This window comes from Rhizobium sp. P28RR-XV (genome assembly GCF_012641385.1).
Taxonomy (GTDB): Bacteria; Pseudomonadota; Alphaproteobacteria; order Rhizobiales; family Rhizobiaceae; genus Rhizobium.
Map to the genome: position 1 here is coordinate 26,174 of NZ_JABAIG010000019.1, position 25,831 is coordinate 52,004.

The 25,831-nt window shown below is 57.2% G+C and carries 15 protein-coding genes and 2 pseudogenes; 11 read left to right on the plus strand and 6 right to left on the minus strand.

Annotated elements, in window-relative coordinates; translation table 11 throughout:
* The first annotated feature begins 263 nt into the window (after nucleotides 1-263).
* The 9 genes from HGP12_RS29690 to HGP12_RS29730 all read left to right on the plus strand — a co-directional run bounded on the left by HGP12_RS29690 (nucleotide 264) and on the right by HGP12_RS29730 (nucleotide 17,117).
* Nucleotides 264-7,556: a beta strand repeat-containing protein gene (locus HGP12_RS29690; RefSeq protein WP_246703589.1), complete on the plus strand. Its 7,293-nt coding sequence runs from the start codon at nucleotides 264-266 to the stop codon at nucleotides 7,554-7,556.
* A 138-nt stretch (nucleotides 7,557-7,694) separates the two neighbouring features.
* Complete coding sequence (locus tag HGP12_RS29695; protein WP_205926714.1) at nucleotides 7,695-8,102, plus strand: hypothetical protein; 408 nt, start codon at nucleotides 7,695-7,697, stop codon at nucleotides 8,100-8,102.
* Between the two features lie 24 nt (nucleotides 8,103-8,126).
* A complete protein-coding gene (locus HGP12_RS29700) occupies nucleotides 8,127-8,540 on the plus strand; it encodes a hypothetical protein (protein ID WP_168880022.1) in 414 nt (137 codons plus the stop codon).
* A gap of 179 nt (nucleotides 8,541-8,719) precedes the next feature.
* On the plus strand, nucleotides 8,720-9,049 hold the full coding sequence (locus HGP12_RS29705) for a hypothetical protein (RefSeq protein ID WP_168880023.1): 330 nt from the start codon (nucleotides 8,720-8,722) through the stop codon (nucleotides 9,047-9,049).
* A gap of 39 nt (nucleotides 9,050-9,088) precedes the next feature.
* On the plus strand, nucleotides 9,089-11,275 hold the full coding sequence (locus HGP12_RS29710) for a type I secretion system permease/ATPase (RefSeq protein ID WP_246703590.1): 2,187 nt from the start codon (nucleotides 9,089-9,091) through the stop codon (nucleotides 11,273-11,275).
* Entirely contained in the window at nucleotides 11,272-12,750 is a 1,479-nt protein-coding gene (locus tag HGP12_RS29715) for an HlyD family type I secretion periplasmic adaptor subunit (RefSeq protein WP_168880024.1), read from the plus strand. The genes HGP12_RS29710 and HGP12_RS29715 overlap by 4 nt, the downstream gene beginning before the upstream one ends.
* 605 nt (nucleotides 12,751-13,355) lie before the next feature.
* Entirely contained in the window at nucleotides 13,356-13,661 is a 306-nt protein-coding gene (locus HGP12_RS29720) for a hypothetical protein (RefSeq protein ID WP_168880025.1), read from the plus strand.
* A 37-nt stretch (nucleotides 13,662-13,698) separates the two neighbouring features.
* A complete protein-coding gene (locus HGP12_RS29725) occupies nucleotides 13,699-14,766 on the plus strand; it encodes a phosphotransferase family protein (protein WP_168880026.1) in 1,068 nt (355 codons plus the stop codon).
* A complete protein-coding gene (locus HGP12_RS29730) occupies nucleotides 14,766-17,117 on the plus strand; it encodes a lanthionine synthetase LanC family protein (protein WP_168880027.1) in 2,352 nt (783 codons plus the stop codon). Before HGP12_RS29725 ends, HGP12_RS29730 begins: the two co-directional genes overlap by 1 nt.
* 633 nt (nucleotides 17,118-17,750) lie before the next feature.
* Here HGP12_RS29730 and HGP12_RS29735 read toward each other — a convergent pair.
* The 4 genes from HGP12_RS29735 to HGP12_RS29750 form a co-directional block, all read right to left on the minus strand.
* Nucleotides 17,751-18,908, minus strand: coding sequence for a lanthionine synthetase LanC family protein (locus HGP12_RS29735; protein ID WP_168880028.1), 1,158 nt, complete (start codon nucleotides 18,906-18,908; stop codon nucleotides 17,751-17,753).
* A gap of 164 nt (nucleotides 18,909-19,072) precedes the next feature.
* The gene (locus HGP12_RS29740; RefSeq protein ID WP_168880029.1) at nucleotides 19,073-20,119 is read right to left on the minus strand and encodes a T3SS effector HopA1 family protein; all 1,047 of its coding nucleotides are present in this window, start codon (nucleotides 20,117-20,119) and stop codon (nucleotides 19,073-19,075) included.
* Entirely contained in the window at nucleotides 20,119-21,279 is a 1,161-nt protein-coding gene (locus tag HGP12_RS29745; protein WP_281408526.1) for a phosphotransferase, read from the minus strand. Before HGP12_RS29745 ends, HGP12_RS29740 begins: the two co-directional genes overlap by 1 nt.
* Nucleotides 21,258-21,800, minus strand: a complete 543-nt coding sequence (locus tag HGP12_RS29750) for a hypothetical protein (RefSeq protein WP_168880031.1) — start codon at nucleotides 21,798-21,800, stop codon at nucleotides 21,258-21,260. Before HGP12_RS29750 ends, HGP12_RS29745 begins: the two co-directional genes overlap by 22 nt.
* A gap of 246 nt (nucleotides 21,801-22,046) precedes the next feature.
* Between HGP12_RS29750 and HGP12_RS29755 the strand changes: the two are divergent.
* A pseudogene (locus HGP12_RS29755) lies at nucleotides 22,047-22,393 on the plus strand (OB-fold nucleic acid binding domain-containing protein); the annotation flags it as partial.
* Nucleotides 22,394-22,736: 343 nt separating this feature from the next.
* Here HGP12_RS29755 and HGP12_RS29760 read toward each other — a convergent pair.
* Complete coding sequence (locus HGP12_RS29760) at nucleotides 22,737-23,039, minus strand: cold shock domain-containing protein (RefSeq protein ID WP_168880032.1); 303 nt, start codon at nucleotides 23,037-23,039, stop codon at nucleotides 22,737-22,739.
* 884 nt (nucleotides 23,040-23,923) lie between these two features.
* Here HGP12_RS29760 and HGP12_RS29765 point away from each other — a divergent pair.
* A pseudogene (locus tag HGP12_RS29765) lies at nucleotides 23,924-24,430 on the plus strand (transposase); the annotation flags it as partial.
* A gap of 392 nt (nucleotides 24,431-24,822) precedes the next feature.
* On the opposite strand, the gene HGP12_RS29770 reads toward HGP12_RS29765, so the two are convergent.
* Entirely contained in the window at nucleotides 24,823-25,722 is a 900-nt protein-coding gene (locus HGP12_RS29770; protein WP_168880063.1) for an AraC family transcriptional regulator, read from the minus strand.
* Nucleotides 25,723-25,831 lie beyond the last annotated feature (109 nt).

Sequence of the window (25,831 nt, forward strand, 5' to 3'; positions counted from 1 at the left end):
GGTACTATAGCTCGTCCTCCCACAGTGCGACGGAAGATCATGCGGGGAAGTCCGCAGACGACAATATCGGGGGTGGTTCGTCGTCCCACAGTGCCACCGAGGACCATGCAGGGAAGTCCGCAGATGATCATATCGGGGGATATTCGTCCTCCCACAGTGCGACGGAAGATCATGCAGGGAAGTCTGCGGATGATCATATCGGGGGCTACTCATCATCCCACAGTGCAACGGAAGATCACCCAGGCAAATCTGAAGACGACAGTTTGAACCCTGTTCTCCTCGACCTTTCTGGCAATGGCGTAAACGTCGATACGCTCGGCAGTTCGTCCCAGTTCTTGAACATCGCTGGCGACGGCTACCAGCACCGCATGGCTTGGGCAGGCAACGGCACGGGCGTCCTGGTGTTCGACGCCGACGGCGACGGCAAGATCAGCAACTCGAAGGAATTTGAGTTCACGCAGTGGGATCCGACGGCGACGGGCGATCTTGAGGCGCTCAAGGACGTCTTCGACACCAATGACAATGGCAAACTCGATGCCGGCGATGCGCAATGGTCGAAGTTCAAGGTCATGGTCGACGGCCAGCTTGTGTCGCTGGATTCGCTCGGGATCACCTCGATCGACCTGACGCCAAAGGGCAGCGGCCAGAGTTTTAGCGACGGCTCGGCCATTACCGGGACGACGACCTATACCAAGTCCGACGGCTCGACGGGAGCAGTGGGCGACGCCGTTCTTGCCAGCGATTCCAACGGCTATATCGTTAAATCGACGGCCGTGACCAATGTCGACCAGTCGAAGACGAATACGATTCAGGCCTACAATGCCGATGGCAGCCTGGCCTTCCAGGATTTGGTAAACACCAGCGCCGACGGTAACAGCGTGTCGACCAAATTCGACGATGACGGCAACGGCACCTATGACCGCTCGCAAACGGATGTCGCCACGGTTGCCTCGGGTGTTCGCACGCGGGTCATCACGAATTTCAATGCCGATGGCTCCGTCCTCAACAGCACGACAACGGTCACCAGTGCCGACCACAACACGATCACGACGACCATTGATCAAGATGGCGACGGAAAGGCCGATCAGAGCCAGACGTTTGTCACCAATGCCGATGGTTCGACGACTACCACGACCACGGCTCTCAGCGCCTCCGGGACGGTGCTGAGCCAGATACAGGTTCTCGCCAGCGCCGATGGCCTGACGAAGGCGACAAAGACCGATATTAACGGCGACGGAACCTATGATGAGGTCGTCTCAGACGCCACGACCGTCGCCAGCGACGGATCGCGCACGCGAACAGTGACTGACAGCAGCTCGAACGGCACTTTGCTCTCGAGCGTCACGACGGTCACCAGCGCCGACCGGCACACGAAGACCGTGACCAGTGATCTCGACGGCAATGGCACGATCGACGAGCGCGATCTGACCCAGACGACGATTGCTACCAATGGCGACGTGACGACCGTGGTGACCACGATGAATGGTGACAATTCGGCCAGAAGCACGGTGACGACCGTCGCGGCCGCAAGCGGCCTGTCGACGACGACTTCGTCTGATGTCACGGGGGACGGCATTGCCGATCTCGTTCATTCCGACGTGACGACGGCCGCCTCCGACGGCTCACGGACCGAGACGGTCCAGGATACCAGCGCCAGCGGTGTCCTCCTGTCGAAGAGCGTCACGATCACCAGCGCAGACGGCAAGAGCAAGAATATCTCGGCCGATGCCAATGGTGACGGCGCTGCGGATGGACAGACCGTGATTGCGGTTGCGAGCGACGGAACGATCACCGAGACCGACAGCACCCTTAATCCGAACGGATCGATCGTCGGCAAGGTGCTGACGACGACCAACGCCGATGGCCTTTCCAAAACCGTCAGCACCGATGCCAATGGTGACGGTGTCTATGATGCCGTGACGACCGATGTCATCACGGCAGGCACTGGCGGCGCACGGGTCGAGACGGTGACGAAGAAGAGCGGCAATGGTGCATTGATCGGCCAGACGGTGACGACAACGTCTGCCGACAGCCTGACGCAAACGGTTCAGTCCGATCTGAACGGCGACAGCACGGTCGATCAGACCGTCACCGACGTGATTACCCTCAATGCTGGCGTTCGCACCGAAACGGTAACGGCGAAGAGCGGCAACGGCACGCTGCTCAGCCAAACGGTGATCACGGTCAGCGCGGATCGCAAGACGACCTCTGTCACGAAGGACGTGGATGGTGACGGTCACATCGATGCGGCCGCAGCGCAGATCATCGCCGCGGACGGCAGCCAGACGACGACCACGATACAGGCAAGCGCCGATGGTGCGCTCCACCGCAAAACGATCGTGACGGTCAGCGCTGACAAGCTGACCACGACCACGGCGGACGATCTGAACGGCGACGGCACGGTCGATGTGACCACGGTGGACCAAACCGTCATCAATGCCGACGGCAGCCGGACGGAAACGGTGACCGACAAGAGCAATACTGGCGTCTTGCTCGACAAGGTAACGACGACCACGTCGGGCAACGGCCTGACGATCACGGTCCAGAGCGACATCAATGGCGATGGCGCGATCGATGCCAAAAGCACCAAGGCGACGGTTCTGAACAATGACGGCTCGAAGACGACCACGACGTCTGATTACGTCGGCACCTCGTTCACCGATCAGACCAAGGTGACCGTCAGCGCCAATGGGCTGGCGACGAAGAGCGATTACGATTATGACGGCAATGGCACGGTCGACCGGAGCGAGACCGTCACGAAGACGTTGAACGCTGACGGCTCGACCTCGTTGGTCGATGCCGTCAGCACGGCAACCGGCACGCTTTTGTCGAAGACGACGAACACCGCGACCTCGGATGGCAAGACTGTTACGAGCCAAGTCGATTTCGATGGGGACGGCAAGAGCGACGTCAAGACGACGGCTGTCATTGATGCGACAGGTCTGACGACGAAGACGGTCGAGACCTACAAGGCCGGCACTACGACGCTTGCCAGCCGCGCCGTCACGACGACGTCGGCCAATGGACTGTCCGTGACTACGAGTTCCGATCTCGACGGTGACGGCGTCTATGAGCAAGTCATCACCGACGTCGTGGTGCTCAATGCCGATGGCAGCAAGACCGAGACGGTCTCAAGGTTCGGCGTGGGCAGCAGCCTCATCTCGAAGACGGCAACGACGACGAGCGGCAATGGTTTGTCCAGGCAGACCAGCTGGACCGATGGCGCGGGTGCGACTCTGCGCACGGGTAGCGACGTCACGACGCTTGGCGCGGATGGGTCGACAACCGAGGTTTTGACCAACACCGGTGTGATCGCCAACAAGACGACGACCACGACGAGCGGTGACGGCAAGGCGATCACGGTGAACTACGATATCGACGGCAATGGCGTCGTGGACCAGAAGTCCGTCACGACCAAGAATGCCGACGGCAGCGTCACCCAGACTCTCTCGGATCTGACATCCACGGGCGCTGTGTCGCATTCCACAATGCTGACGACGGGCGCCGGTGGTTTCAACACCTCGGTGAACTACGACACCGATGGAAACGGTGCCGCCAACAAGACCGTCAGCGATTTGACGACGCTCAATGCCAATGGCAGCAAGACGACGGTCGAAAAGATCTACACCGCCGACAGCAGTGGCACGCTTGCCCTAAGTGCCATTACCCAGACCGACATCTCTGCCGACGGCTTGAGCAGGACAACGGTGGTGTCCGACGATCCGTTTGGCGCGACGATCCGAAATGAGCTTTACCGGCTTTATCATGCTGTTTTGGGACGCGATCCTGATGCCGCCGGCTTCGCCACTTACGCGAGCGCACTTAATACCGGCACGACCGCAGTACAAGTTGTCGCCATGATGATCGGGTCCGCTGAGTTTGCGCAAAAGTACGGCACGCTCACCGATCTTCAGTTCGCCCAGTTGCTTTATCAAAACGCTCTCGGTCGGGCGCCCGAACCAGGAGCTGCCGAAGCCTGGGTGAGCGCGATCGCGGCCGGAACCACGCGCGCCTCCTTGGCCCAACAATGCGCGGATTCTCCGGAGGGGCAGGGGCACACAGCCGCCGCAGCGCAGGCGTGGGCTCTTGCCAATTCCTCAGTCGTTCTCTCGAGGGTTAGGACGACGACCGACGTGACGGTTCTGAATACCGATGGTTCGCGGACTGAGACCGTCAGCTACTTTTTCGGCACGACACTCACCAGCCGCTATCTGACCACTACCAGCGCCAACGGCATGTCGATCACCTCGCAATCGGATCTGAAGGGCGCTGGCACCTATGCCCAGACCTCGACAGACGTGACCGCGATCAATGCCGACGGTACCCGCACCCGGACGGTGACGAGCACGAAAGCCGATGGCTCTCTAATCTCGAAGTTCGTTACAACGACGAATGCCGATGGTCTGGTCGTCTCCACCAACGAGCAACGGACGGGCCTTGCGACGCAAACGGTCAGCGATACGGTCGAGATTTTAGCGGACGGCGCCAAGCGCGAGACCGTCACAACGACGGATGCCTCCGGCAAGCTCATCGACAAGACTGTCACGCTCACCAGCGCCGATAAGCAGACGTTGACGATCGACCGCGATGCTAATGGCGACGGCGTTATCGATCAGCACCAGCAGACGGTCACGGCGGATTCCGGTGTTACGACGCAGAGCGTGACCGACTACAAGTCCGCCGGCGTCAAGGGCGACGGCTCGACCTCCACCACCACGGCTAACGGGCTGCAGACCACCACCGACTGGGATCTCGATGGAAACGGCACCGTCGATCGCCGCCGTGTCACCGTCAATACCAACAATGCCGATGGCAGCAAGATGACCGTCATCTCCGATACGGATCTGACGACCGGCAAGCTGGCGACGAAGACGACCATCCAGCAATCGTCCGACGGCATGGTGCGCACCACCTCCAAGGACGTCGATGGCGACGGCACGGTGGACCAGGTGGAGACGCTGACCGCCGACACGGCGGGTTCGGTCGTCTCCATCGTCACCAACAATGCCATCGCGAAGAAGACGAATTATCTTCCGGCCGGTAAGGTCAATTGGCGCCAGGCGATTGCCGCCAAGGTGGAAACCGACAGCTACCGCGATGGCCATACGAAGATTGTGAATTACGACTACGACAACAACGGCACCTTCGAGGTTGTCATGCAGTCGCAGCTTCAGGTCGACGGTTCGACGGTTGCCACGGTGACAGAGACGAATACCAGCGGCACGGTCATTGCCAAGGGCACGATCAAGACCAGCGCGGACGGCCTGATCACAGTGCTGAGCAAGGATTCCAACAATGATGGCGTTATCGACCACACCGAAACGTCCGTCATTCACAATGATGGCTCGATCACGCTGACGAAGGTCGATCTCAATGCCAGCAGCGCGGTGACGCAGAGCGTCGTCGACACTGTCTCGGCGATGGGAAGCCTGACGCTCAGGGTCACCAGCGATGGTCAGGGCCGAAAGACGGCGCAGGTCGTTATCGCCGGCGATGGAAGCTCGGTAACGACAAACTACAATGCCGCCGGCGGGCAAGTGCTTGGTGTCATCAACGCCAACAAGACGGGCATCCCAACGTTCGCCGTTTACTACGATCCACTGAATGCGAATCCCTGGACCCGTGTCGAGCGGTCCTTCAACGTGTTGGGCAACAGAACGATAGACAAGCAGTTCAACGACGACGGTTCGCGGACGGAGATTACTTTCTACACGCCAACCGACGCCCAGCAGCACGTCGATTTCTTCAACGCTGCGGGTGTCCGCACCGCGAGCATCGACTACGACGTAACAAGCTCCAATGACTGGGCAAGCTACCAGATTTCCTATGACAGCGCTGGGCGCGTAACCCAGCAAGTCAACTATATGGATGACGGGCGCAAGGGCGTTTACAATTACGATCCCGGCAATACGCAACCGTGGTCGAGCTATAGCCAGATTTACAATTCTGCCGGGCAGATGACCAACCAGACGGTCAACAACGATGATGGCACTCGAACAGAAATTGCCTTCTATGCGCCGACGGGCGCTCAGCAGCATATTGATTATTTCAATGCGGTGAACCAAAGGACCGGTAGTGTCGATTTCGATGTCACCAATGCGCAGGCCTGGAGCCGGCTTGACCAGAGTTTTAATACAAACGGTCAACGCACGTCTCAGACGGCCTATTATGATGACGGCACAAAGGGGGTGTGGACCTGGGATCCGACCAATGCGCAATCATGGTCCGAGATCGATCAGTCCTTCAATTCTGCTGGTCAGATGACCAATCAAACGGTCAACAACGACGATGGAACCAGAACTGCAATTACCCTCTACGCACCGACCGGAGCGCAGCAGCACATCGATTACTACAATGCCGCGGGCCAGCGTACAGGTTGTATCGACTTCGACGTCACCAATGCCCAGTCGTGGAACCGAGTTGACCAAAGCTTTAATGGAAATGGTCAGCGAACCTCACAGACGGCCTATTACGATGATGGCACAAAGGGGGTATGGATCTGGGATCCGACCAATGCCCAATCATGGTCCGAGATCGACCAGTCGTTCAATACCGCTGGTCAGATGACCAATCAAAATGTCTATTATGATGACGGCAGCAAGATTTTGTATGCCTACGACGTTAACAACTCCCAGAGCTGGTCGTCTCTTGCCAATGCCTATAATTCAGCTGGTCAGCTTGTGACCGAAAGTGTCTACAGCGATACGGCGGGCACCTACCAAGTGACCACACACGACGTGAGCAACAATCAGGCGTGGACCACCGTTGTTCAGCATTTCGTCAACAACGTGCTCCACGACGCAAGATCAAATAACGACGACGGCGGCTATACCGATTATCAGTACAACAGCTCCGGTACACTGATCGCTTGGGCGCGATATGCATACCAAGGTGGCGGACACCAAAATCCCTACATTATGGTCGATCAATGGCCGGCACAGCATTATGGCCATGGTCCGGTGCTGCTCGATCTGAATGGCGACGGTCATATCGATCTGCGGCCGCTCGATACCAACGCGCTCGCCACCGGCTCCTCCGTCACCTTCGACTGGAATGGCGACGGCGCACGCGACGGCACCGCCTGGGTGGGTCCGCAGGACGGCTTCCTCGCGATCGATCTTGGCGAGGACGGCCAGGCGGGTTCAGACGGCAAGATCGATCAGTCGAAGGAGCTCGCCTTCTCCGAATGGGCGACGCCTGATCAGGTGGCGGCGAATGGTGGCTCGGTCTCTGACCTGGACGGTCTGCGTCTCGCCTTCGACAGCAATCACGATAATGTGCTTGATGCCAATGACGATCGCTGGAGCGAATTCCGTGTCTGGCGCGATGCCAACCAAAACGGCGCTGTCGACGATGGGGAACTGCAAACCATGTCGGAGGCGGGCATCAAACTGGTCAACCTTCTATCGACCACGGATGGCAGCCAGTCCTTCTCTGACGGATCCGCGATTACGGGGACAAGCTCCTATCAAACGTCCGACGGCACGTCGCACTACCTGGTCGGCGACGCCACGCTTAGCTACCAGCCGGCGATCCCCAAGCAAAATGCCGCTTAAGGATCGCTAACGAAAACCGACACGCCAGGCCAACGCAGTTTGGTGTGTCGGTTAAGTACCTTCCGTTGCTCGATATCGATTCTTGGGTCGCCGCAATCCACGGACCAGCCGCGCCGATGCCAAACAAATGAGATCAGAATGAGACGCAATCTTCCAATTTTCGCTGCGATTTCCATAGCCGCCTTTTCTGTTTCGGCGAATGCCGCGCCCGTCACGACCAAGGGCGGGTATGACTATGATAAGAACATGTTGAGCAATCCTGCGGCTCTCAATTGGAACATCGAGCAATGCAGCCACTCTGGCATCACGCCGGACGCCCAGGACAAGCTCGCGAAGCTGATGAATGTCGAGCGATCCAATGTACGTCACGAATATTGCCGCCGTATTCTCACCGCCTATGCCAAAGGCGCCATCCCCTATGATGAGTATGTTCAGTTTACTCAAAATCGCGTTATGAGCGCGAGCATGGTGAGGGCTCTGCGGACCGCCGGTTCACACCCCGCAACGCCGCGTTCCCAACACGAAAAGCTCTCCGGTTTTCATTGAATGGCCCCAGGCAGAGGAGTTGGCATGCATAAAGTATTGATTTTACCCTTGATCCTAGTCGGTGCAGGCGCCGCATTGTCGGGTTGCGTAACCAGCAACGCGGATGGCATCAAGCAGATTAATGACCATGCCTTTGCCGTGAGCGGTGAACGCACGGAGGTCGGGCGCGATTGGAGTCTGAACCCTGATTGTAGCGTGCGGGGAAATCCTTCCGTTCGCGTGCTGCAGGCGCCAAAGCACGGCAAACTTCTGATCCAGCGAGAGGATGTTTTCCCGTATTGGAAGAACGGCAAATGCAATTCCAAGAAAGTACCAGGCAACGGGCAGTATTATACGTCCGATAGTGGATTCATCGGTACCGACCGCGCGATTACACGACACTCCTACGCAAATGGCTTCGTTCAAGATGTGACGACTGAGATCAATGTCGTCAAATGAGCTGGCTTTAATTGGTGAGCTGCATGGCATCTACACCGTCGCATTTATCAATCCGGATAACGCGCCGGAGCATTAAGGACAAGGAAGCAATGCGATTTCCTCTTGTGGCTTTCTCTTCTATCATAATCGCCATATCAATGTCTGGATGCGTCACTACATCTGCGGACGGAGTGAGGCAGGTGAGCCACGACAAGACTGCAAAAAGCGGCAACCGTGAACGTGTTGGACGCGCTTGGCACATCAACCCCGACTGCAGCGCAGGGCATTCACCGACGATACGCGTGGTCGAACCGCCCGCTCATGGCAAGTTGACGCTTGTTGCAGAGCAGGAGGTCTTGACCGACGCAAAGGGCCGATTTGCAAAATGCAACTCACTGAAGCTTCCCGTCATCGGCTACTATTACCAATCGTCTCCGGGCTATAGCGGGAGCGACAGGTTCATCCTCCGCGTTTCGTTCGGAAATGGCACCGTGAAGGACAGCGCTACCAGCATCCAGGTTCAAAAATAACTCCGGCGCGTCTCGATCAACCTGCTCAAGCCAACTGTCATGGACCAAACAATCACCCTCGAACCGAGCCCGCCGCCGACCGCCTCCCTGGACGAAGTGCGCGTGCCCGACAGTGGTCTTGCAGCGATTGCGGCGATCGCCGGCTATTTCCGCATCGCCTCCAACCCGGATGTACTGGCCCGCGATCTGGCGCTGTCGAAGGAGGCTGGGCGCAACGACCTGCTACGCGCTGCCAAGCTTGTCGGGTTGAAAGCCAAGCATCTGGAGATCCAGTCCGATGCCCGGCTTGCGACCTTGCCGACGCCGGCGATCGCCTGCCTGACCGATGGCCGCTTTGCGGTCTTCGGCGGAGCCGCACCAGACAACAGCTGGCGCATCATCGATCCGACGGACTTTTCCAGCCGCAATCTTGGGGCGCATGAACTGCTGGCCGAGACATCAGGCCACTTCATCCTGCTGCAGCGGCGTTTGGCCGGGCCTGGAGCCTCGCGCGGCAATTTCGGCTTCCGCTGGTTCCTGCCGTCGATCTGGCGTTATCGCCATGCCTTCGGGCACGTCCTGCTTGCCTCGCTGATCGTGCAAATCTTCGCACTGGTCACACCATTGTTCTTCCAGGTGGTGGTCGACAAAGTCCTGGCTCATCGCAGCTATTCGACGCTGATCGTGCTGGTCGTCGGTCTCGCCGCCGTCGGCTTGTTCGATGTCATTCTGCAGTATCTTCGAACCTATGCACTGTCGCATACGACCAATCGCATCGACGTCGAGCTCGGGCGACGGTTGTTTCGCCATATGCTCAACCTGCCACTCTCCTATTTCGAGACGCGGGCGACAGGCCAGACGATCGCCCGCGTGCGCGAGCTGGAGACGATCCGCAATTTCCTGACGGGGCAGGGGCTGTTCTCCGGTCTCGATCTGATCTTCACCATCGTCTTCATCTTCGTACTGTTTTCCTATTCCGCGAAGCTTGCCTGGATCGTCGTGGCCTCGATCCCCTTCTATCTGGCGATCGGCTTTCTGGTCCGGCCGTTTCTGAAGGAGAAGATCGACGAGAAGTTCGAGCGTGGCGCCTATAGCCAGCAGCTCCTCGTCGAGACCGTGGTCGGCGTGCAGACATTGAAGGCCTCGGCCGTCGAGCCGGTCGTCGCCGCGCAATGGGAAGAGCGGCTGGCAGGCTACGTGCAATCGTCATTCGGCACCACCATGCTCGCCGCCAAGGGCCAGAACGCCATCCAGTATGTCAACAAGATCACCTCCGCCGCATTGCTTCTGTTCGGCGCTCAGGCCGTCATCAATGGCGAGCTGTCCGTCGGCGCGCTCGTTGCCTTCAACATGATTGCCGGCCAGGTCTCGCAGCCGATCCTGCGTCTGTCGCAGCTCTGGCAGGATTTCCAGCAGGTGCAGGTCTCGGTGGCGCGGCTTGCCGATATCCTCAACGCGCCGCCGGAGCCGCGGCCGGAAGTCTCCGTCAGCCTGCCAAAGCCCAGAGGCGCCATCTCCTTCAGGGGCGTCAACTTCCGCTATACCGCCGATGGCCCGGAAGTGCTGCGTGATATCTCCCTTTCGGTGCGGCCGGGAGAAGTGATCGGCATTGTCGGGCCATCCGGATCGGGCAAATCGACGCTGACCAAGCTGGTGCAGCGCTTCTATATCCCGACCCGCGGCCAGGTCTTCGTCGACGGCCAGGATATCGCCCAGGTCGATCCGGCCTGGCTCCGATCGAATATCGGCGTCGTGCTGCAGGAGAACATGCTGTTCAACCGGACGATCCACGACAATATCTGTCTGGTCAATCCATCAATGTCGCGCGCAGCCGCCATGCAGATGGCGCGGCTGTCGGGCGCCGACGAGTTCATCGCCAAGCTGCCGAAGGGCTATGATACGCTGATCGAGGAGCGCGGCGCCAACCTCTCCGGCGGCCAGAGGCAGCGCCTGGCGATCGCGCGAGCATTGGCCACCAATCCGCCGATGCTGATCCTCGACGAGGCCACCAGTGCGCTCGACTATGAGAGCGAGCGCATCATCCTTGCCAACATGCGCGAGATCGTCAAAGGCAGGACGGTCGTTATCATCGCCCATCGCCTGGCAACCGTCCGCCATTGCGACCGCATCATCGGCATGAAGGATGGCCGCATTGTCGAAGAGGGCACGCACGACAGCCTGCTTGCCCGGTCGAACGGTCTTTATGCGCATCTGTGGCAATTGCAGACGGGGCTCAATCAGCCATGAACCAGGTGGTCAAGCCGCCCAAGCGCCCGAGCCGGCCACAGCGGCGCAGTAGAACCGAGAACGAGTTCCTGCCGGCGGCGCTCGAGATTCTTGAGACACCAGCCTCGCCGATCCGCACCGCTTTCATCTGGTTCATCGCCATCGTCGTGGCAGCCACGCTCCTTTGGAGCTATCTCGGCACTTTCGACATCGTCTCGACCGCGCAAGGCAAGATCCAACCGACCGGCCGCGTCAAGGTGATCCAGTCGATCGAGCTCGGCAAGGTCAGGTCCATTCCGGTCGTCAATGGCTCAAAGGTCAAGGTGGGCGACATCGTCGTTCAGCTCGATGATACCGAGCTTAGGTCGGACGAGGAGGCGATATCGATCAATCTGCAGGCCTATCGGGGTGAGATGGTCCGCCGCAAGGCTGTGCTGGCAACGGTCGAGCAGTGGCAGGAGCAGGGCATTTGGACGGACAGGAAACAAATCCCCGATCTCCCGCTTGCTTTTGCCTCCGACACGCCGGCCAGCATCCGCGAGCGCGAACAGTCGATCTTCAAGGCCGACCTTTCCCAGCTTGCCGCAAGCCTCACCAATATCGCCGCACAGCACACGCAGAGCCAAGCGACTGTCGCCAGGCTTCAGCAGACAATGACGGCGCAGCAGCGGTTGGTCGACACGCTCAACGAACGGGTGGCCATCCGTGCGTCGCTGGTGGATCAGGACGCGGGCTCGAAGACCGGTGTGATCGACGCCAAGGAGGTCAGCCAGAAGGAGGAAGCAACACTCGCCGAGGAGACCGGCCAACTCGAAGAGGCCAAGGCATCGCTCAGCGTCACCACCAGCGACGGAGAGAAGACGCTGCACACCTTCATTGCCGACAATGTCGAAAAGGCAGGCGAGGCCTCACGCCAGGCCGACGAACTCGAGCGCCAGCTGATCAAGGCCCGCAAGCGGCGGGAATCGATGACGATCGCCACCCCGATCGATGGTATGATCCAATCGTCGGCGATCAATACCATCGGCCAGGTGGTCACCACAGGCGTCGACCTCATGCGCATCGTGCCGGATGGTTCGACGCTGGAGGTGGAGGCCTATATCCCAAACAGCGATATCGGCTTCGTCTCCGTCGGACAGACCGCCGTCGTTAAGCTCGAAGCGTTCCCATTCACGCGCTATGGCGTGATCCATGGCCATGTCACAGCGGTCGCGCGAGACGCAATCCCCGAGCCCGATGCCAACCAGCTTGAAGGCGCTCCGACCAAGCAATTGCAGGCAACTGTGCCGACAACGAATGTGCAGCGGGTGCAGAACCTTGTTTTTCCCGTTACCGTCAAGCTCGACGCCGGCACCATGAATGTCGACGGCAACGTCGTGCCGCTCTCGCCGGGCATGGCGGCCACCGCCGAGATCAAGACCGGCAAGCGGCGGATCCTCGAATACCTGTTCTCGCCGATCGTCGAGGTCACGTCGCAGGCCATGCAGGAGCGGTGATCCAGATGCGGCAGCGGGGTCTTCCAAAAATAGCGAATTCAATTGACCTACCACTGAACTTTCATCCAGCGGCAAGCCCCGGCGTTCTGCACATCTCTGTCGGATCAGGCGACTTTCGCTGCGAGCATTTCGTTGATGCAATCCTCATTGCGTGCTTCCAACTGCTGCAGCGGAAATGCATCGATGAAGATGCGGATCGTTTCGTCGAGATTGGCGCCCGATTAAACAACTGTCGCTTGCCATTTAATCGTGGTCGTTCTCACCTTGTGGGGTAACCTCGTCAATTGAGCGGTAGCATGCTTCCCGCCCATCCCGCTAAAAGCGCCTGCCGGATCGTCTTCAATGGACTGATCCGATCTCTGCATGGCCGCTACTTCGCTGAAATTCTCCTCCGCCGGTGCAGCGTTGAGCATTGCGACCACCGCAAAGTCTATCACCACAGAAAGTGAGGAAGACCCGAAATTAAATGGAAAGTGACACGTAGCACTGCGAGTTGTGCGAGTGCTTGCAAAACCCATTGCAAGATATAAGGTATTTATACCGAGTTCGTTTTTGCTAAGTCATGGTGTTGGTGCGCGGTCCTTGGAATTTTGGAGGCACTTGATATGGATTTAGTTAATGCTGCGGATGGCTCCGACCATTCTCTTTTGATAGACGAAATCAAGCACTTGTTTCTGGATGGTCCCATCTCAGACGCGCTTGGGCAACGTGCCGAGAGCCACACGTTTGTGAGACCATCCGAAACCGCGGTGGCAAAGCTATCGCTTCACGCGGCGTCGCCACCAGCTGAAGAGTTTGTCGGCGAATACTTTGCCGCCCATTCTGGCGGAGGGTTATGCCGATCGGACATCTGCATGTCTAAGCAAATTTGCCACACCGACGTTTGTCCTCCTCAGGTTGAAGAAAAATGAGAATTGGTGAAGGGGGTGGATCGCCGCCACGCGTTGAGTGGCAAACTTTACCGCACCGATGATATTAAGTGAAGCGGACGCGGCTCGCCTGCTTTTGGGTGCCGGCCTGATATCCAATGCGGACATCGTTGAAGGTGGTCTTACGATCACCCGGTTGGGGCGGCGCAATTGCAACATTCGCGTTGAGAGAGCAGATGGTACGGGTTTTTTTATCAAACAAGCCCGCAATGACACGACGGCTCGTTCAGTCCGAAACGAAGCACAGTTTCTCGAGTCTGACCTTAAGGAGCTTCGAATTTACGTACCGCGTATGGTTCACCATGATCTTAGACTTCGCGTATTTGTGACCGAGCTGATCCCCTCATCTACTGGGGTAGGCACGCCGAAAAGCTGGAAAGAGGTTGCTGCCGCTCAGGTGGAAGAACTTGGCCGTGCCCTAGCAATTGCCCATCGGGCTACGTCGGGGAGCCACATCGAAGGTGCTTCACCAACTCCGAGGGGGATTTCGCTGCTCCGTCCCGGCCTCGAGTTCTTTCGCGACCTGACACCCGCCAATATTCAGCTGATTTCAGCGATCCATCACGATAGGCCGCTTTGTGAACTCCTGACAGATTTGGAGGTATCCTGGCAATCTTCGAACCTGATTCATGGTGACTTGAAATTCGATAACATAGTATTCCGAGACATTGAACGCGCTATCGTTCTGGTCGACTGGGAGTTTGCGGGGTTAGGTGATACCCGTTGGGATTTGGGATCTATACTCGCGGATCTGCTTCATGTTTGGTTGATTGACGCCGTGAATCACGGCATCGAAACGAGCGACGATCAGAACGGAAAACGCGAAGTGGCTTTGTTTCATAGGGTCAGTCTTTTCTGCAAGGTCTTTCTAAAAAGCTACTGTGCCAACGCTGGTAAGAAGCTCGATGCACAATTCGCAGATGAATGTCTCTGCTTTTCAGCAGCTCGCCTCCTTCAGACTGCTTTTGAGGCGGGTCAGATTCGCACCGAACTCGACCTCTATTCCGTCAAGGCTGTTCAGATGGCAGCAAACCTCGCAGTTCGCCGTAAAGAGCTGTCACGGCTTTTGTGGGAGGCGGATAGCTAATGTTGGACGACAACCCGGGCGCTGCAATCGACGTTGCGATGAGAGAACTGCTGGTCTCTCTTGATCCGCCAGGGTTTGAATGGTTTGGCGTGTATCGCGCGCTCTCGCAACGCAGGGTTCATTCGCTTAAGCCCCTGCGCCGCAACGCTACTCTTATTGGAGCAATGACGGACTGCCTGTACGAGAATTTCTACTGCGTCGGCGGCCCGACGCCCTATCTCGAATATCCTCATTATTATGTCCAGGCAGATAACGAGTTTGTGCAAATGCTCTGTGATGCCAGATTCAACAAAATCGCGTGGACGGAGATGCCAGTCGAAAACATCACGCCAACAGCGCTCGTGGGATCCTTGGGAGGGATTTCCGTTTACCCGGATCGAACTTCCCAACTTCGGCGGCGCGAGAACGGTCTCCCCATATCCGCTGATAACGGCGAGGACACTTGGCCCGACGTCGTCGCCGTAGGCGGTCGCAGTTGGACCTTGCACGCGTCGCCGGGGTTTCTTTTGCTGTTCGGCCGAAACGACCTTAATGAGGCTGCGCCGCATCGAGTATACTCAAATTTGCATGCCCGCGGCGCCGCAGAATGGATTGCGACCGCGACACGCCATCTAGATTGTGCACAGGTCAAGTTCAGGTTGAAGGCGCTTGCTCATCCACTTGACTATAGTCGTCGGCTGGATACCAGCGTGATCTACATTGATCTTCGCGCACGCGGCGCACAAAGAGCGCTCGCGGATGCGTACCGGGAGGCAAGCCATTGTTTTCGGGATGGTGTTCCGGCGTTAACCCGCTGGATCGCACCAGGATTATCGGTAGCAGAAAATCCTCCGGGAGGCGAGAGTTTTGGAAGGCATCGTTGTGGCCTTATCGCTGAAGCCCGATTGCGCGCCGCTGAGGTCGAACTTACAAAGCCGGAGGACGTTCACTCTTGCTGCGACGCGGTTTTTCTCAGTCACGGCATTGATCCAAGCCGCCCTTACAAGCAGCAACATTCGGACGAGGGTTGCATCGAGCAGCTCGAGACTCTCATCTGTCGATCCGCAACGAACACAGCCGACCGATGGCAACAGAGCTCAGGAGCCGTGCCTGCAGAAAAATGGTTGATGGCGGCCAAGAAGATTGGTCAACGACTGTCGGCGGACGCGTTTTGGTACGAGCGCCGCTGCCAATGGATTGGCAGCACTACCCTTCCTGGATCACCCTTGACCGCTAGAACGCTTCCTTCATGTCTCTACAATGGGACAGCCGGAATAGGACATTTTCTGTTGGAATTGGGATATCGAACCCAAAGCGAGGAGTTCCTGGAAACGGGAACAGCGGCCATGCGGCAGGCGCTTTTTGATACATCGGAGCCCGCAGGAGCGACCGGTCTGTACGCCGGATCGCTGGGAATCGCCTTGATTGCGGCGCGCTCCGCTCTTGCCCTTGGAAACGAAAGCGTCGTAGACGAAGCCGTCGTCGTAGCTCGCCACGTTGCTACATCACAGGCGGCTCCCGAAGCGAACAGCCCTGATTTGCTTCTTGGATTGGCCGGAAAAATACTTGGATTGTTGAGCTTTTCGGTTCTCTTGCGGGATGATTCATTTCGCGGATATGCAATCGATTTTGGCGAAATGCTTCTAAAAATTGTGCACCGGGATGGGCCGTCATGGTCTTGGCATAATCCAACGATTGCCTCCAGCAGGCATCTCAGTGGGATGTCGCACGGCGTTGCCGGTATTGTCCTTGCGTTGGCAGAGCTCTGGCGAATTACCACGGATCGTTCATTCTTGGATGCAATTATAGGTGCCATGCACTACGAAGATCTGACCTACAGTGACAGTCGCGCCAACTGGCCCGACCATCGAGGTCATGATAAGTCCCGCCAATTCATCAACTTCTGGTGCCACGGTGGCGCGGGCATTATTCTTAGCCGCCTGCATTTGGGCCGTGTCATGGGACTTCGGCAGCTCCCGAAGCACATCGTCAACGCTATTGAGACACTCCGGCTAACGGTCCAAAGGAACACTGGGAACGAGAGCGCCAATTTCAACCTATGTCATGGGCTCGCCGGAAATTCCGAGATCTTGTTGGAGGCTTCCCGATGGGGAAATGCTGACTTGAATTGGCAAAACTGCGCCGCGAAAGCCGCCGTGGAATGTTTTATTGGTGGTATTGAATGCCACGGGATCTCAGGAGTATGGCCTTGCGGGTGGGATGTCGAAGACCCCTCTCTGCTGCTGGGTCGAGCAGGCATCGGCTATGCTTATCTGCGGCTGTATGACCAATCTGTGCCCTCTGTGCTCGCGTTCGATCCAGCCGAGTGGGGGCGATTGCCTGGGGCTATCCCATTCGAGCGCAAACGCTAACTTCAAATGGAATGACTGACTTGGCGCTCACTCAATCCCGGATTGCGAGCATGCGAAACGCTTGATGCCAAGCGGACCTTGCGCAAGCGGTGCACCTGCGTTAGCTTTGGAGTGGACGCACCGAAACTCGACGAGGTGATGTGATGGCCGCTAAAAAGCCCGAGAAAGAGCATTCGGCTGAAGCCGCGCGTGTTCGCCTTAGAAACACGTTGTGGCTGATAATAAATGCGCATGGCGGATCATTCACGTTGAACAAATCCCATTTCACTGATTATCCCGGAGATGAATACATAAACATTGAAACATCCGAAGACCGGGACGCAAATACGGTCACATTTCGCGCTACAAGGGTCGAGGCTAACTAAATCCACCGTGGGAGAGCAACGGGAGGCGAGAACTCGCCGATATCCAAAATGAGAACGATTGCGACTAGCGGAAGATTGTCGTAATCGCTCCGTTCTATTTCTTTGTTATTACGGGCAATATTCATTGAATGGGATGAGCACCGGTTCTTATCCATTCGAGAGCAAAGATCCGGTTTGGGATGCCATCGTTTGCCATATCCCAAGCAGGCCGCCCCAACTCGGCTTTACAAGGGCGGTGGCAAATATTGGTCGCTCCGCTGCTCCTCAATTAAATATGAGCGCTACCCGCTGGCCGCCTCTGGGTCAGCGCGAGGATCATCGGCACGTCTCGCGGAGCGTTGATACGAAGTAGATGATGACCTATCCCGGCCGTTCCTAGCATAAGCGAGGGTGTCGGTCCCCCGGTCCCCGTTGGCCAGTTTTCCTTTGTTGAATGTCTATCAATTAAGTCCAGAGCGGTGTTTCGCGCCTGATCCACATAGCCTTCTTCACCCAGAACGATTCCACCAGTCAAAAGTACCTCATTGAGCCCAGCTACGCCGTGACACAAGGTTGCGTCTTGAAAACCCTGTCGAGTGCGATGGAAAACCGCATCTATTGTCGTGCGCAGACCCGCACGTGCCTCCGTCGCGAGCGCATCTCGACGCGCAGGATCGAGTGACATCGCGCAAAGGCGAGAGAGTGAAATCCCAGCCGCACCGTGACACCAGGCCACGGCATATGGAGTTCCTTTTCCTGCTTCGGAGACGTGTCGGAAGTCCGGCCAATTGCCGAGAGCTGGATTAAAGTGAGCGTCTTCGTATGCAAACGCAAGGCGTGCATATTCGAGAAAATCTCGTCGAGCAGTTTCGGCATATGCTTTGAGCAAAGCAAGTCCGATGCCGGCAGCGCCGTGAGCGAATCCGGTAAGGGGGGCAGACGCTACATCGGCACCACTCGTTATTTTTGGTTGCCAGATCGCGAAGTTGTTTTCACGCGTGGCATTTTCGCAAATTTCTTCAGCAAGGCTCGTGGCTAGCTCCCTGCAACCTTCGCCGACGCCCATTCGGTCAAGCGCTAGTAGCGCTGGTATCGCTCCCGCATTTCCCCCGATCAGGTCCAGTGGCCTTGATGCACGTTGTCGTTCTCTAACCAGCCTCAAAAGCATGATCGCAAGATCGAAGACCTCTTCGCAGCTGGTCAGTTTCGCCAGCAGACAACCGACATAGGCGACGCCAAGCGACCCGCTGAAAAATGATAAGGGTGACGCGCCCTGAGGGTCATGAGACTGGCTCTTACTTTGGTGTATTGCTTGGTTGATCGCGCCAATTGCCGCCCGCCGGAATTTTGTTTCTCCGGTTTGGCCAAATAATTCACCGAGGAAAAGCGCCACTCCGCTCGTCCCGCCGTACAAGTCAGCGCTGAGCGCGGCGGCCTTCGGAACCATCCCCTCCACTCCCGATAATGGACCGCTCGCAACGCGACCGACCCAATTGCAGCGCGACTGCGTTCGATCCCAATAGGCTGTATCACAGATTGTTCGGCCAATTGCAGCCGCGGCGTCCAGGAAGACTGTCACGTTCCAGCCCTTTTGATCAGAGTTTCGTTCCTTCAGCTCTCTGCAACGCGGAGTGCCGCCTTAAGCCTATGACAATCTTGTGATCGCGGGCCTAAGTGAGGACGCAAGGGATTGAGATCTGCGGCGCGCATGGCGGCAGTAATCGCGAGCGCGCGGGCATGCACGCTCGTCTTGCCTTGCGCGAACGCATCCCAAAGCGCCCCGGCAACGATATGGCAACGATCCTGCCCAAAGCTCAATCCATTGGCCGGGTCCTCGGCCGCAGCCAATCCGTTCTCGATAGGTCGAGCAAACATCGGGGTTTCTGCACGCAAAACCGTCGCTACGTCCCTATATACGCAGGCTAGCAGGTCGGTGGACTGGCGATACCAGCGACGTTCCAAATAGAGCACGCCAGCATCAGCCCGACAGTAAGCCTCTGCGGCATTGAGTACCTTGGCGCGAAAAGGTACTCTCGCGGAATTTAGATGTTTCGTCACCGATTCGATGAACGGAACTGCCCCCTGGGCGGTCAAGTGCCAATAGAGGCGCATCAGTGCGGGATTCACACTCGCACTCGCGCGCGTGCCATGCCCGGGATCACCATCACCGATAGCGATATAATAGCCTGGCATGAGATTACGGATTTCCTTGCCAATTCGCACGCGACAAAGCTCGCCCGCTTGAAGATGGCCTGAGTGGCCGCGAATATCGTTTCTTGGCACCATGAATGTAACCCCGTCTTTTCGCATCGCTGCATAGCCATCCCGCCCTTTCGACTGTTCCACCATGATCCATCCGCTCTCCCATCCTCCGCGCCCGCCGTTGACAGAAGACAAGGTGTTGACCAAGCTTCTTTGCGCGAAGGTATTAACGTGTGATGGGGCAGCTTGCGTCGGCCGGACGTACAGTTGAACATAGAGATCATCCTGTAGCGCCCGCACCATCTGGGATCGTGTGTTAAGGTGGCGATCACCGTGATCGATTGCGGTGAGTGTGCATTCAAGGTTCCTGACGCTCCCAAGCACGCGATAGGTGGTCGGGGAAAGAACCTCCGCTGCTTCAGCCATCGCGAGTAGGTCCGGATGAAGACTTACCATCAGGCCGCCACCGACTGCGGAATGCCAAAAAGTCTTACCTGAGCGGTCGCCGGATCATCCAGGATGTTCGATGCGATCTGCAGTAGCAGGACCGCCTTTGAAGGAAGAGGGCCGCCGCCTTGAGTAGCTTCTAAGGCTGCTTGAATGAGCCGGATGGACGAAAATTGAATAGCGCGCGATAGGACAAAATGCATGGAAGCGGATCGTAGGTCGGCGGTCTCCCGATAGCCGTGCCATACGGCGCGAAGTGCTGCTTGGATCACAGCCAAGGGATAGTGCGCCTGCGCCGTCCGCAGTTCGAGGTCGGAATTCGACGTTTCTGGAAGATCTGGGATTGTACTGATCCAGAAAAGAAGGAGATCCTGAAACGCCCCTGCAAGGTCCCAAGCTGGATCTCCGTACTGAACCAGCTCCCAATCCACCAGCCTCAACTGGACTGATTCAGGTTGAGATGGAATGACCAATATATTGTCCGCCCTTATGTCCCCATGAATAATGGTATTCGGTGTCCATGCGCTCGAAAGCTTATCCAGCTGTCGCATCAAGCGCCTGCGGGATTGAAGGATACGAAGTATCTCATAACCGCCAGCGCTTATGTCAGCGAGCCAATCGATACTTGGTCGATGGATGCGCAGTATCTGTGGGAGATGGGTCGGCAACCACTTGAGAGAGTTATCTGAAAGCGGGCTCCGCAAGCGAAAGGCGGCATGCCATGAGCCCAAAGCACGACCGAGATCGACGGTTGGTCGTCGAGGAATATCAGTTTGGGCGAGATAATGCTGCCAGAGCGGCATAGCCTCACTCAAGAGCTCCAGTACAAGGACGGAGCGGTCTTCATCGAAGCGGACGAAGCGCGGGAGTATATTCAGTACGGAAGCGCCAGTCAGGTGCTCATGACAGAAAAGATAGAACGCTGCCTCGTTTCGGAGTGTGGTCGGACTTTCGGAGGGGCCATTCGACTGCTTCACCAGAAAGCCGGGCATACCAGAGATCTCAACGCGGAGATGTCGATTTCGCCGCGCGCCCTCCGTTATTGTCAACGCCCTATCCAGGACTGCCGTCGTATCGATCAACCCTTGCTCGATCAAATAAGTCGTCGCGCTATCGACATCCAGGATAGTCCTTAGCGATGGCGGCGCTATAACACTTCCGGCGGACATATAAAGGTTTTAGTACAAGTCAGACACAGACTGCCGGCTAGTGTATAGCAGCCCAACTCGAACGTATTCCCTGCGAATGCGTTCTCTACCCCGGCTCGTCCGCCATAAGCCAAATTGCCATTGAGACCTGACGATGACGACGAACCAGTAAGGTAATCGGTCGAAATCCTTCCCCGCAGATACCTTGCTTCGACCGTTTGTGTCTCCGTGTACACGAGATCCAGCTTGGCATCACGGCGAACAAAGAGGCGCGATGGACTATTTTCATCTTGTGCGTCGACGGCTTGAGTCAGCACAATGTCTCCGACGGGGATCTCAATAAATCTATCAAAGCTCAGACTTAGGTAAAGCCGAATGAAATTGGCTTTCTTCGACGGTCCCAAAAAGCCAACGAGCGCGACTTGGTCGGCTTCACCCTCACCCTGCTGATAAAGGCGCTCAACGAGTGGATGATGGGAAAGATCAACGGCACCCTCATTGGGTTGCTGTTTTGATCGTGAACGATCTTTAGAAGAAACCATAACTTACCTCGGAACATTGCAATTTAACGAGATGCTCTGCCGTTCCTGGCGGAGACCTGATGCAAAAGTTTAGGCATGCAGTATGGATCTGCTCATTAGAATAGATGAGAGATATCACAGGAAAAACGACCGGTCAAAAGGGAGGAAGACGTTTCCGCAAGCCGCGAACGCACGCTTTCCGAAGCTCTTCTTCCGCTTTGACCGGTGCCGAGCAGCGGGGCCGGAGGTCAGCCTTCGCCAAACAGAGGGCACAACGTCATTCAGGACTACTGTCATGTCGGCCTGATGCTATGCCAACATCCGCTTGCCTTTTTGCGCAAGGATCTGACCGCCCGCGATATCGCCACCTACGAGGAGGCGATGTCAACCCGTGACGGCCGTTTGCTGATGACAACGGATCTCGTGCTGGTGCGTCAGAAACCTGGTTCGGCCAAGGGCGTCACATTCCTGACCATCGAAGACGAAACGGGGCCAGGCAATGTCGTCGTCTGGCCGACACTTTTCGAACGCCGCAGCAGGTGGTGCTCGGTTCCAGCATGATGGCGATCAACGGCCGCATCCAGCGGGAAGGGGAGGTCGTGAATCTCGTCGCCCCTAATTGGACGACGTCCTCCATGCTCAAGAGCCTACCAGAATGCCGAGGTGCGATTCGACCAACCCGTTAATTTTAGGGGTGAGCCCGGACGAGCAATATCGCAGGGCCAGCCAAGAGAGATAGGCCGATCAAGAGCGAAACACCGAACTTCAATATCTTGATACGCCGTGTTCTAACGCCGTCCCAATCATATGCCACGTAGAACCTCACGCGCGAAACAAAAAGGTCTGGGCTACAGATAATGGTTGCAAGCGCATTGGCCAAGAGAAGTCGACCTATCGTTCAAGCGGGTGAAAAGACAAGGCAACACCAGAATTTAAACGCAAAAAGCTGTGCCGGCTTCAGGCTTGCCGTAATCCCCATTCCTGTTCGAATTCATCCGCAAAATCGTTTGGCGGCTCCTTCATTATTTGGGCGGGAGACTTTGGATCAACGCTCATAGTCGCTGGCGAGAGCTCTTTTGCCGACCTTTTGCCGTCCTCAATCTCAAGAGTATAGGCAATTGACACGCCTGGTCGCAGGTGAGGCAACTTCGCCTTCATCACTTCACTCAGATGCACGAAAACATCTGGACCGCCGTCGTCAGGCTTTATGAAGCCGTACTTCCTATTCACGTCGAACCACTTGACTTTCCCTTGCGCCATGGCGTTCCCCATGTTGGTTTTGGTCGGATTGCGAGCGATATCGTCGCTAGTCTTTTGAAGCAGGATCAATTTTAGGAGGCGAGATTTACACTTTTAAATAAAACATCGCAGAACGCGAAGAGTGTTGCCGCACGCCCATTAGAATTTAACGATCTATCGTTCTACGGCAATTGCCGATCGGAGGTTTGGAAAAATATCATTAGCTGCGCGAAGCAGAAACTATCACATAGCGCCCCTTCGACGGGGCAACATGGATATTCTTTGAACAAGCTCACCTCTCGTAACGCCAGATAATTTTCCGCCAGTGAAAAAGGGATCATTCGTCACCTCGACTGCCGCCCAAGGCGGTAGCGTAAAATTCAGCAATTCTTTCGGGGACGGACTTTCAACCTCACACAATGTCAAGCCCTCAAGCTCGCCCTGAAAGACGTCAATTGCGAACGTCACCTCCCCAAAATCGAGACGGTATCGCCGCTTATGAAGGGCTCGTCCCGGCAACCGCGACAGTAGCCTGTGCTCGTCTTCAGTCAAATATACGTTTACGATGGGACTGGATGTGGCACTATCCGATGGATACTTCTTACACAGCTTGAACTCCGTCGAAGATCCGTCACTGCTAGTAATCGCTCGAAGCCTTAACCGGGTACCTTCCACGTAGATGTCGTTGATCAACCGAAATGGAACCGACGACAAGTCGGGACAATGCTCAACGAAAAATCGGCGCTCGTTTTCAAGATGGGCATACTTTGGAACATGGGGCATTTTAGAAAGCTCCGTACGGACGGGAGGCTGACGAAAGTCAAGAGTTGATGCACATCCCAAGGTGCCGTTAGTGACAAGCATCTTCTATTGCTGCAACCATTTGGAATAGGGGCCGACACCGGCACCTGTCGCCAGTACGCAGGAAACGTTGGATCGTTTATGCTAAACCGCCCTTTGCGGGGCCCGAAGCTGTGCTTGAATATCTATCTCGCTATACGCACCGGGTCGCAATCTCGAACAGTCGCCTGATCGCGTTCAACGAAACGGACGTCACCTTCCGCTACAAGAATTACCGTCGAGACGGCCGCGATCGACAGCAGGTCATGACGCTTGCGGTCGACGAGTTCATCCGTCGCTTCCTGCTTCACGTCTTGCCGCGCGGTTTCCACCGCATCCGGCATTACGGTCTGCTTGCCGGCAGCGCTCGAAAGACCAACATCGCCCACGCCCGCGAACTCCTCCACGCTGAACCGTCGCCCCCTGACGTGGAGGAGGACGAACCGATCGACTTCCGACCGCAATGCCCATGCTGCGGCGGGCGCATGATCGTAATAGAGGTGTTCAAGCGCTGGCGGCAGCCTCGTGCACCGCCAGACGAGGCAACAAGAAACCGGGAGAATACCTTATGACCCGGCATGAAATGATCATTTATATGGTCTGCTCACAGCAGTGCTGGCCAACGGAAAACTATGCGCCAGCCCCTATGGTGAGGGCCTTTAGCGGAGCAAACCTGCTCTCACGCACCACGGATATCTCGGCAATCACACCGGCAAGTACCGCTCCGGACACGTTGGGACTGACAACCGTCGCTGCGATCGGCGGTCAGCCAGACGCTTCCCTCCACAAAACCCCATAGCTCACAGTCTGACGACCGCGGGTTCCTGCATGAGAGGCTTTCGTACGCCTCCGGCACCCGAAACCCTTAACCAATTATTCGGTCGTCGATTGCAGCCTCGCCAACTCTCGTAAGCAGACGTTCGTTCGGCGGACGAGCATCACACAGACGATGCACGATGGTCGATTACGCCGCTGCCGAGCTGCCGATCGTCTGCCGGAGCTGCCGCATGTCGCGCACCGGCGAGGCGCCAAATTGCCTGAGATATTCGCGACTAAATTGCGAGGCGCTTTCATAACCAACGGCAAAGGCGACATCTGAAGCAGTCCGGTCACCGGAGAGTAGCAGTTGTCGCGCCTCCTGCAATCGAAGCTGCTTCTGATACTGGATCGGGCTTAGTCCGGTCAGTGCAACGAAGTGGCGGTGCAGGCTGGCGCGGCTCATCCCGCTTACGTCGCACAGGGCTTCGATCCGCAGCCGGGCGTTTTGGTGATCGCGAATCCATTCGACCGCACGCCGGATTCGGCCGAGCGCCCCCTCAGGCCGGGCGATATGGCGCAGCAGGCGTCCCTTCGGTCCTTGCAGGAGACGATAAAGCAATTCGCGTTCCGCCATCGGCGCCAGAACCGGAATGTCGGCCGGCGTGTCGAGCAGCGCGAGCAGGCGCAGCAGCGTGTCGCGGAGCGGCGGGGTCATCGTATTGATCGCGATGCCCATACCAGGCGCATCGGCGTCGCGCACCGGCGGCATGGTGGATGCGACCTCGGCTAGCAATGCGGGGTCGAGGACGAGCGAAACCGCGACATAAGGCCGGCCGTCACCAGCATCGTGGATCTGGCCGCTCAGTGGCAGATCCAGCGCGCTGACCAGATACTGCGCGGAGTCGTAGCGCAGCAGAGTATCGTGGATCACCACATCCTTCGAACCCTGCAGGATGAAGCAGATCATTGAACGGTACAGGCAAGGCGCCGTGCCTGATGTCGCTTGCCCCACGCCGATCTCCAGTCGCTGGATCGGCGTAACGGTCATCCCCGATCGCGCGTGGCGCAGGGCGAGGTCGATATGCGGTTGGAGCTGCTCAATCATGAGCCTTCTATGGCATTGTTTTTCGAGCAAGCAAAGAGCTTGAGACAATCAGGCAATAGATTGAGAGCATTGGGCGGGCGGGCGCGGCCCGCCCAGCTTATCTGGTTGG

Excerpts from the sequence above, each read along its gene's own strand:
- HGP12_RS29695 (WP_205926714.1), top strand. The coding sequence starts at position 7,695 with ATGAGACGCAATCTTCCAATTTTCGCTGCGATTTCCATAGCCGCCTTT.
- HGP12_RS29700 (WP_168880022.1), top strand. The coding sequence starts at position 8,127 with ATGCATAAAGTATTGATTTTACCCTTGATCCTAGTCGGTGCAGGCGCC.
- HGP12_RS29710 (WP_246703590.1), top strand. The coding sequence starts at position 9,089 with ATGGACCAAACAATCACCCTCGAACCGAGCCCGCCGCCGACCGCCTCC.
- HGP12_RS29715 (WP_168880024.1), top strand. The coding sequence starts at position 11,272 with ATGAACCAGGTGGTCAAGCCGCCCAAGCGCCCGAGCCGGCCACAGCGG.
- HGP12_RS29720 (WP_168880025.1), top strand. The coding sequence starts at position 13,356 with ATGGATTTAGTTAATGCTGCGGATGGCTCCGACCATTCTCTTTTGATA.
- HGP12_RS29730 (WP_168880027.1), top strand. The coding sequence starts at position 14,766 with ATGTTGGACGACAACCCGGGCGCTGCAATCGACGTTGCGATGAGAGAA.
- HGP12_RS29735 (WP_168880028.1), bottom strand. The coding sequence starts at position 18,908 with ATGGTTCCGAAGGCCGCCGCGCTCAGCGCTGACTTGTACGGCGGGACG.
- HGP12_RS29740 (WP_168880029.1), bottom strand. The coding sequence starts at position 20,119 with ATGGTAAGTCTTCATCCGGACCTACTCGCGATGGCTGAAGCAGCGGAG.
- HGP12_RS29745 (WP_281408526.1), bottom strand. The coding sequence starts at position 21,279 with ATGTCCGCCGGAAGTGTTATAGCGCCGCCATCGCTAAGGACTATCCTG.
- HGP12_RS29750 (WP_168880031.1), bottom strand. The coding sequence starts at position 21,800 with ATGGTTTCTTCTAAAGATCGTTCACGATCAAAACAGCAACCCAATGAG.
- HGP12_RS29760 (WP_168880032.1), bottom strand. The coding sequence starts at position 23,039 with ATGGCGCAAGGGAAAGTCAAGTGGTTCGACGTGAATAGGAAGTACGGC.
- HGP12_RS29770 (WP_168880063.1), bottom strand. The coding sequence starts at position 25,722 with ATGATTGAGCAGCTCCAACCGCATATCGACCTCGCCCTGCGCCACGCG.